An 8798-nucleotide genomic window follows, 5' to 3' on the forward strand; every position below is an offset into this window, starting at 1 on the left:
ACCCCCACCCCCTCACCCCACCCCGTCCCATCCGCACCCTCACCAAACGCCTTCACCCGACCATCCACCGCCAACCCACCCTGCCGAGAGAACTCGACGAACGTCGTCGGGCTGGCCATCACGGCGACGCCCCCGGCCAGCGCGAGGGTGCACTCGCCGGCGCGCAGCGCCCGCACCGCCAGGTGCAGCGCCACCAGCGACGACGAACACGCCGTGTCCACCGTCAACGCCGGCCCCTCCAACCCCAGGGTGTAGGCGACCCGGCCGGAGGCCACACTGCCGGCGTTACCCGTGAGCAGGTATCCCTCCGCGTCGTGGCCGGCGCGCAGACCGGCGACATAGTCGTGATAACTCAGCCCGGTGAAGACACCGGTCGCACTGCCACGCAGCGATGTCGGGTCGATCCCCGCATGCTCCAACGCCTCCCACGACACCTCCAACAACAGACGCTGCTGCGGATCCATCGCCAACGCCTCACGCGGAGAGATCCCGAAGAAATCCGCGTCGAAATCACCGGCGTCATACAGGAATCCACCCGCACGCACATACGAGCGTCCCGGCCRGCCCGGCACCGGGTCGAAGAGAGCCGCCACATCCCATCCCCGGTCGGCAGGAAATTCGGAGACCGCGTCCACGCCTTCCGCCGCCACCCGCCACAGATCCGCCGGCGAGGAAACCCCGCCGGGAAAACGACAGCCCATGCCCACGATGACGACCGGGTCGTCATCGGCACCCGCCCGTGCGACACCCGGGCGGGTCACCACGGCCAGGCCGCGAGAGGCATCTCCGGGTGCGGCGGTGGAGCCCTGGGTCTCCTCCACCAGCCGTGCGTACAGGAGCTCGGCGACGGCCCGCGGACTCGGATGGTCGAACACCAGCGTGACGGGCAGGCGCAGACCGGTCAGCTCCGCCAGCCGGTTGCGCAGTTCCACCGAGGTGAGGGAGTCGAAGCCAATCTCCCTGAACGCCCGGGTGGGCTCGACGGCCTGCGGCGAGCGGTGTCCGAGCACGGCGGCGGACTGTGCCCGGACGAGGTCGACGAGGACGTCGCGCCGCTCGGTCCTGGTCAGCCCGGCGAGGGTGCGGACCAGCCCGGACCTCGCGTCCGTGCCGCCGGGCGTGCCGGCCGTGCCGCCGACCGGGACGCCGTGCGGGTCGGCGGCCGCGGCGCCCGCGCGACCGGTCCCGCTGGTGAACGGATGTGCGGCGATCGGGACGAGGCCGCGCGTCATCACCGCGGGCGTGCCCGCCTGTGCCTGGGCGGTCAGGACGTCCTCCGAAAGACCGATCGGCACCAGTGCCGCGTCCGCGGTACCGGCCACCGCACGGTCGAACAGGTCCAGCGCCTCGGAGGTGGTCAGAGCACGCATGCCCGCCCGGGCCATCCGTCGTAGGTCCGCATCGCCGAGTCCGGCGGTCAGGCCGCTGCGCTGCTCCCACAGGCCCCACGCCAGCGAGACACCCCGCTGGCCGCGCGCCGCACGCCACTGCGCGAACGCGTCCAGGAACGCGTTCGCCGCGGCGTAACCGCTCTGGCCGGGGCCACCGAACACGCCGGCCGCCGAGGAGAAGAGCACGAAACCCGCGAGGTCGTGGTTCGCGGTCAGCTCGTGCAGGTGCAGCGCGGCGTCGATCTTGGGCCGCAGCACGACATCGACCCGCTCGCCGGTCTGTGAGACGACGGCGCCGTCGTCGAGGATGCCGGCGGCGTGCACGACCGCGGTCAGCGGACGGTCCGCGGGGACGTCCGCGAGTACAGCGGCCAGTGCCTGGCGGTCGGTCACGTCGCAGGCCGCGACGGTGACGTGCGCGCCGAGCCCGGTGAGATCCGCCACCCATTCGGGGACGGCGCCGCGCCGCCCGGTCAGCAGCAGGTTCCGCATCCCGTGCCGGGTGACGAGGTGCCTGGCAACGAGACCACCGAGAGTTCCGGTTCCGCCGGTGACGAGAACCGTGCCCGCCGGGTCCCACGGCAGGGTGCGCTCTGTGGTCCCAGCTTCTGCGGCTGCGGCCGCGGCCACGGCCGCGACGGCTTCGGCCGGTCCGGGAGCCGGGGCCGGAACTGGGGCCGGGGCCGGCGGAACCGGCGTCAGCCGCGGGACGAACGCACGTCCGTCGCGCAGGGCGATCTGGTTCTCGTCCAGTGCCCCGGCGGCGGCCAGGGCGGCAGGCACCATGTCCGCGGAGCTGTCGGCATCGTCGAGGTCGAGCAGGACGAACCGGCCGGGATGCTCGGACTGCGCCGATCGGAGGAGCCCCCACACCGCGGCGCCGGCCAGATCCGTGACCTGCCCGGCCACGGGCTCACCGGTCACCGCACCCCGGGTGGCCAGGACCAGCCGGGACCCGGCGAGGCGCTCGTCCGCCAACCAGGCCTGGACCAGCGACAGCGCCCACCGGACCGCCCCCCGGACGGAGGCGGCGTCACCCGTCGTGGGTGGCAGGCGGACGACGGTCCAGTCCGGCGGCGGCTCGCCTGCGGCGAGGGCCGTGGCCGGGGCATCGACGCCGGCCGGCACGGTCACGAGACGGGCCCTGGCGGCCTCCGCCGCGCCGGCCGGAACCGCCAACGGCGTCCACGCGACCTGGAACAGTGACTGCCGGGTCGCACCGGCCACGTCCGTGGTAAAGGCCGTGGCGGCTCCCGGCCGGGCACCGTCGTGCAGCCAGTAGCGTTGGCGCTGGAACGCGTACGTGGGCAGGTCGACGCGCCGCCCGCCGGCCACCAGCGGTGCCCAGTCCACGGGCACCCCGTGTACCCACAGCTGCGCCGCGCTCGCCACCAGCCGCCGCAGACCGCCCTCCCCGCGGCGCAGCGAGCCGACGGCGAGCGTGCCGTCAGCCCCGGCGGCCTCGGCCGTCTGCGCCACCGCGGGTGTCAGGACCGGATGCGCACCGATCTCCACGAACACCCGGTACCCCTCGTCGAGGAGCCCGCGGACGGACGCGGCGAACCGCACCGGCGAGCGCAGGTTCTGGAACCAGTAGTCGGCGTCCAGCCGCGACGGCCCGGTGTCGGGACCGCCCTCGGCCACGGCGAGGTAGCCCTCGACCGTGGAGTGGAAGGCGATCCGGGGCTGCGCCGGACGGATGCCGGCGAGGTCACGCAGCAGGTCCGCCCGCAGCGCCTCGACCGCCGCCGTGTGCGACGCGTAGTCCACCGGGAGCCGCCGGACCCGGACGTCCTGCTCCGACCAGCGGGCCAGCAGCCCGTCCAGGGCCGCCTGCTCGCCTGCGACCACGGTCGCGGACGGCCCGTTCACCGCCGCGACGGCCACCCGGCCGGCCCACTGTTCCAGCTCGGCGGCGACCGCGGCGGCCGGCAGCGCGACCGAGGCCATGGCGCCATGGCCGGCCAACCGCGCCGCGATGGCCCGCCCGCGGACCGCCACCACCCGCGCCGCGTCGTCCAGGGACAACGCCCCCGCCACGCAGGCCGCCGCGATCTCCCCCTGCGAATGCCCGACCACCGCGTCCGGTCGCACGCCCCACGACTCCCACACCGCCGCGAGACCCACCATCACCGCCCACGACACCGGCTGCACCACGTCCACCCGCTCCAGCGGCGGCGCATCCGGGGCGCCGCGCAGGACGTCGAGCACCGACCAGTCCACATACGGCGCCAGCGCCCCGGCGCATTCGGCGACCCGCCGGGCGAACACCGCCGACGTCTCCAGCAGCTCCGCGCCCATCCCGGCCCACTGAGCGCCCTGCCCGGGGAACACCCACACCACCCGGCCGTCACCGCCGCCCTCGGCGTCGGCCCGGCCCCGCACCACGTCGGGTCCCGGCTCGCCGCCGGCCAGCGCACGCAACGCCGCCACGCGGTCGTCGCCCAGCAGCACCGCCCGGTGTTCCAGCGCTGCCCGCCCACGCAGCAGGGACCATCCGACGTCGGCGGGTTCGGCCGTGGTCACGCCACCGGCCAGGTGCTCGGCCAGCCGGGCCGCCTGCCCGGGCAGCCCGGCCGCCGACCGCGCGGACAGCAGCCACGGCACGGCCTGGGCGTCCACGGACACCGGACCCTCCGGACCCGCCGCCATCTCGACACCGTGCACCGTCTCGACACCGTGCACCGACCTGGAGCCGGTTTCCCTCTCGGATCCGGTCTCCGCCTCGGACCCGGCATCGGCGGCGGGATCGGGACCGACCGCCGGAGCCTCCTCGAGGATCACATGCGCGTTGGTGCCTGAGACACCGAAGGATGACACGCCCGCCCGGCGCGGCCGATCGGACCGAGGCCACGCGACCTGCTCCGTAAGCAGCCGGATGTCACCGCTGTCCCAGTCGACCGCCGCCGTCGGCTCGCCCACGTGCAGGGTCCGCGGCAGGGTCTCCTGCCGCAGCGCGAGCACCATCTTGATGACGCCACCGACGCCCGCGGCCGACTGCGCGTGCCCGATGTTCGACTTCAGCGACCCCAGCCACAGCGGCGTGCCGGGCTGCCGCCCCTGCCCGTAGGTCGCGAGCAGCGCGTCGGCCTCGATCGGGTCGCCGAGGGGGGTTCCGGTGCCGTGGGCCTCCACCGCGTCGATGCTTTCCGGTGCCACCTGCGCGTCGGCCAGCGCCCGGCGGATCACCCGTTCCTGGGAGGGGCCGTTCGGGGCGGTCAGGCCGTTGGACGCACCGTCGGAGTTCACCGCGCTGCCGCGCACCACCGCGAGCACCGGATGCCCCAGCCGGCGCGCGTCGGTGAGCCGCTCGAGCAGCAGGACGCCGGTGCCTTCGGAGAGGCCGAACCCGTCGCCGTCCGCGGCGAAGGACCGGCAGCGCCCGTCCACGGACAGCGCGCGCTGCCGGCTGTACTCGCTGAACACCAACGGGCTGGACATCACCGCCACGCCCGCGGCCAGGGCGAGTCCACACTCCCCGCCGCGCAGCGCACGCACCGCCAGGTGCAGTGCGACCAGCGATGACGAGCAGGCGGTGTCGACGGTGACCGCCGGCCCCTCCAACCCGAGGACGTAGGCGAGGCGGCCGGACAGCACGCTGCTGGCGGCGCCGGTGCTCAGATGGCCCTCGACCTCCGCGGGCACCTCGCGCAGCCGGGATACATAGTCCTGGTAGATGCTGCCGACGAAGACCCCGGTCCCGCTGCCCCGCAGCGTGGACGGGTCGATCCCGGCCCGCTCGACCGCCTCCCAGGCGACCTCCAGCAGCAGCCGCTGCTGCGGGTCCATCGCCAGCGCCTCGCGCGGCGAGATCCCGAAGAAGTCCGCGTCGAAGTCGGCGGCGTCATGCAGGAAGCCCCCGTGGCGGGCGTAGGTCGTGCCAGGACGCACCCCGTCGGGGTCGTAGAGGCCGGCGAGATCCCAGCCCCGGTCGGCCGGCAGCCCGCTGATCCCGTCGCGCCCGGCGGCGACGAGATCCCACAGCTGTTCCGGTGAGCGCACCCCGCCCGGGAACCGGCAGCTCATGCCCACGATCGCGATCGGCTCGTGCGCGGCGGCCTCGAGCTCACCCAGCCGCCGCCGGGCCCGCCGAAGATCCGTCATGATCTTCTTGACGTAGTCACGGAGCCGGTCTTCGTTGGCGCTGGACATCGGTCGCACTCCCACTGTCAGGCAGATCGCGGCATCAGGCCGATCACGGCGGACGGATCAGAACGCGCCGAGCTCCCGGTCGATCGCCTCCAACATCTCGTCGTCGCTCATCGCGTCGAAGTCGTCGCCGGCCGCGGCAGGATGGCCACCACCGCCCATCCCGCCCGTTCCGTCCGTCGCGGCGCTCGCCGCCGCCGTGCCGGGACGGGTGTCGTTCCATCGCCACAGCAACGTCTGCAGACGCTGGGCGATGACCTGGCCGTCGACCTCGGGCCCGGCGGCGGCCAGCGCGACCTCGAGCCGTTCCAGTTCGACCAGGGCGTCGTGTTCGCCGTGGCGGCCGGGGTCCAGCTCGCCGCGCAGATACCGGGCAAGCGCGCGTGGGGTCGGCTGGTTGAACACGAGTGCCGCCGGCAGCCGCAGGCCCGTGATGGCGGTCAGCCGGTTGCGGAACTCCACGCCGCTGAGCGAGTCGAAACCGAGGTCCCGGAACGAGCGGTCGCCCGACACCACACCGTTCTCGCCGTGGCCGAGCACCGCGCCTGCCTGGGCACGGACCAGGTCGAGCAGCACCCGATCCTGCTCCGGCCCGGGCAGGCCGGCCAGCCGTTGGGCGAACGACGACACGTCCGGGTGGCCCGCGCCCGGTTGGATGTCCACTGCGGTGCGCTGGCCCGGTGCGCCCTGGACCGGCACCTCCCTGGCCGGGTCGACCGCCGCCACCACCGGCGGGGCGGGCTCCACGGCCGTCGGTGCGGGCGCCGGGCGCAAGGTCAGCAGGGCGTCGGCCACCGGCTGTCCGGTGGCGTCCGCGACCTCGACGGCGACCTCGTCGGAGCCGGCCGGGGAGAGCCGCACGCGCAACGCCGGGACACCGGTCGCGTGCACTCCGACGTTGCTCCAGGAGAAGGGACGCAGCCGGCGCGGCCCCAGCTCCGGGTCGAGGACCAGCGGATGCAGGGCGGCGTCGAGCAGTACCGGGTGCAGCCCGAACCGGCGTGCCTGCGCACCGAGCTGCTCGGGCAGCGCCACCTCGGCGAACAGCTCCGCGCCGCGACGCCACACCGCTCGCACCGCGCGGAACGCCGGCCCGTAGTCCACGCCGGAGGCTGCCAGCCGCGGGTAGAGATCGTCGGTCGCGACTGGCTGCGTGCCGGTAGGCGGCCATACAGCGAGATCGAACGACGGGCGCGCCGTAGCACCATGCCCGCCGCCGGCCAGGAGCGTGCCCGTCGCGTGCCGGGTCCACCGGTCGCCCGGATCCGCCGCCCGCCGCGGGTCGTCGCCCGTTTCGTCCGGCCCGCCGGGACGGGAGTACACGGCGAACGCACGCTCACCCGCCGGGCCGGGTGGACCGACCGAGATCTGCAGATCGGCACCACCACGGTCGGGAACGACCAGCGGCGTCTGGAGAGTCAGCTCCGCGACCTGGTCGCAGCCCGCCTCCGCTCCGGCGCGCACGGCCATCTCCAGGAAGGCGGTCGCCGGCAGCAGCGCGGCGCCGGCCACCGTGTGCTCCGCGAGCCAGGGCGTGACGTCGCGCGACAACGTCACGCCGAACAGCAGCCCACCGGTGTCGGCGAGCGGGATCGCGGCCCCCAGCAGGGGATGGCCGGTGCCGGGCGTCTCGGGCGCCTCCGTGCCGGCACCGCCGCCGCTGCCGGCGGTCGTGGGCGGATCGGGCCAGTAACGCCGGTGCTCGAACGGGTAGGTGGGCAGGTCGACCAGGCGCCCCCCGGTCACCAACGGCCCCCAGTCCACCGGCGTACCGTGTGCCCACAGCTGCGCGGCGCCGGTCAGGAGCCTCGCCAGCCCACCCTCACCGCGCCGCAGCGACCCGACGACGAGCGCGTCATCGACCCCGGCCGCCTCGGCCGTCTCCGCCACCGCCGCGGTGAGCACCGGATGCGCACCGACCTCCAGGAACGTTCGGCACCCGTCCGCCACCAACGCCTCGACGACCGCCCCGAAACGCACCGTCGACCGCAGGTTCCGGTACCAGTACCCGCCGTCCAGCGGCACCGCCGGGTCCACCGGCCGCGCGGTGACCGTCGACCACATGGCCACGGACGCCGGCCGGGCGACCACGGCGGCGAGCTCCTCGGCGAGCCGCTCACGGACGTGCTCCACCTGGGCCGTGTGGGAGGCGTAGTCCACCGGCAGCCGCCGGACCCGCACCCCCTCGCGTTCCCAGCCGGCGAGCACCGCGCCCAACGCACCGGGCTCGCCGGCGACGGTGGTCGCCGACGGACCGTTGACCGCCGCCACCTCGACGAGCCCGTCCTGACCGTCCTGCCCGGCCCCGGCCAGCCGGGCCGCCACCTCCGCCGCGGGCAGCGCCACCGACGCCATGCCGCCGGCGCCTGCCAGCACCTGCGCGATCGCCTGCGACCGGACCGCCACCACCCGCGCCGCGTCGTCCAGGGACAACGCCCCCGCCACACACGCCGCCGCGATCTCCCCCTGCGAATGCCCGACGACCACGTCCGGGAGCACCCCCCACGACTCCCAGAGCGCCGCCAGCCCCACCATGACCGCCCACGAGGTGCACTGCACGACGTCCACCCGTTCCAGCGGCGGCGCGCCCGCGGCGCCCCGCAGCACCTCCACCACCGACCAGTCCAGGAACGGCCGCAACGCCCGATCGCACTGTGCCACCCGCCCCGCGAAGACCGGCGACGACTCCAGCAGGTCGGCGCCCATCCCCGCCCACTGCGCCCCCTGCCCCGGGAACACCCACACCACCCGGTCGTCACCAGCGGTGGACCGCCCGGGCACGACGTCCTGGTCGAACTGGCCCTGCGCCAGCGCACGCAGCCCGCGGCGACGGTCCCCGCCGACGACGACCGCACGGTGCTCCAACGCCGCCCGCCCATGTACCAGGGACCAGCCCACGTCGCGGACCGACGGTGGATCGGCGGTCTCGCCCAGCTGGGACAGCAGGCGCCGGGCCTGCGCACGCAACGCGGTCTCCGACCGGGCCGAAAGCACCCATGGCACCGTGACGTCCTCGGCATCGGGGTCCACGGCGCCCGCGGCCACGGCGTCGGCGTCGGCGTCGGACGAGACCGCGTTCGGAGCCGCGGAACCCACCTGCGTCTGCACCCGCGAGCCCGGCGCCTCTTCGAGGATGACGTGCGCGTTCGTCCCCGACATCCCAAACGACGACACCCCCGCCCGCCGCACCCGACCCCCCACCTCAGGCCACCCCACCGACTCCCGCACCACCTCCACACCCCCCACCGACCAATCCAC

At 75.0% G+C, this 8798-nt stretch carries 2 protein-coding genes; both read right to left on the reverse strand.

Translation table 11 applies throughout. The features are described 5' to 3' along the window. Positions 1-5543 (reverse strand): type I polyketide synthase (locus CcI49_RS39245; RefSeq protein WP_116437630.1); only part of this gene is annotated, 5543 nt, incomplete at its 3' end. Between the two features lie 57 nt (positions 5544-5600). Further along, entirely contained in the window at positions 5601-8786 is a 3186-nt protein-coding gene (locus CcI49_RS39250) for an acyltransferase domain-containing protein (protein WP_076834821.1), read from the reverse strand. Positions 8787-8798: the final 12 nt, after the last annotated feature.

The sequence above is a fragment of the Frankia sp. CcI49 genome (genome assembly GCF_001983215.1).
GTDB classification, from domain to species: domain Bacteria; phylum Actinomycetota; class Actinomycetes; order Frankiales; family Frankiaceae; genus Parafrankia; species Parafrankia irregularis.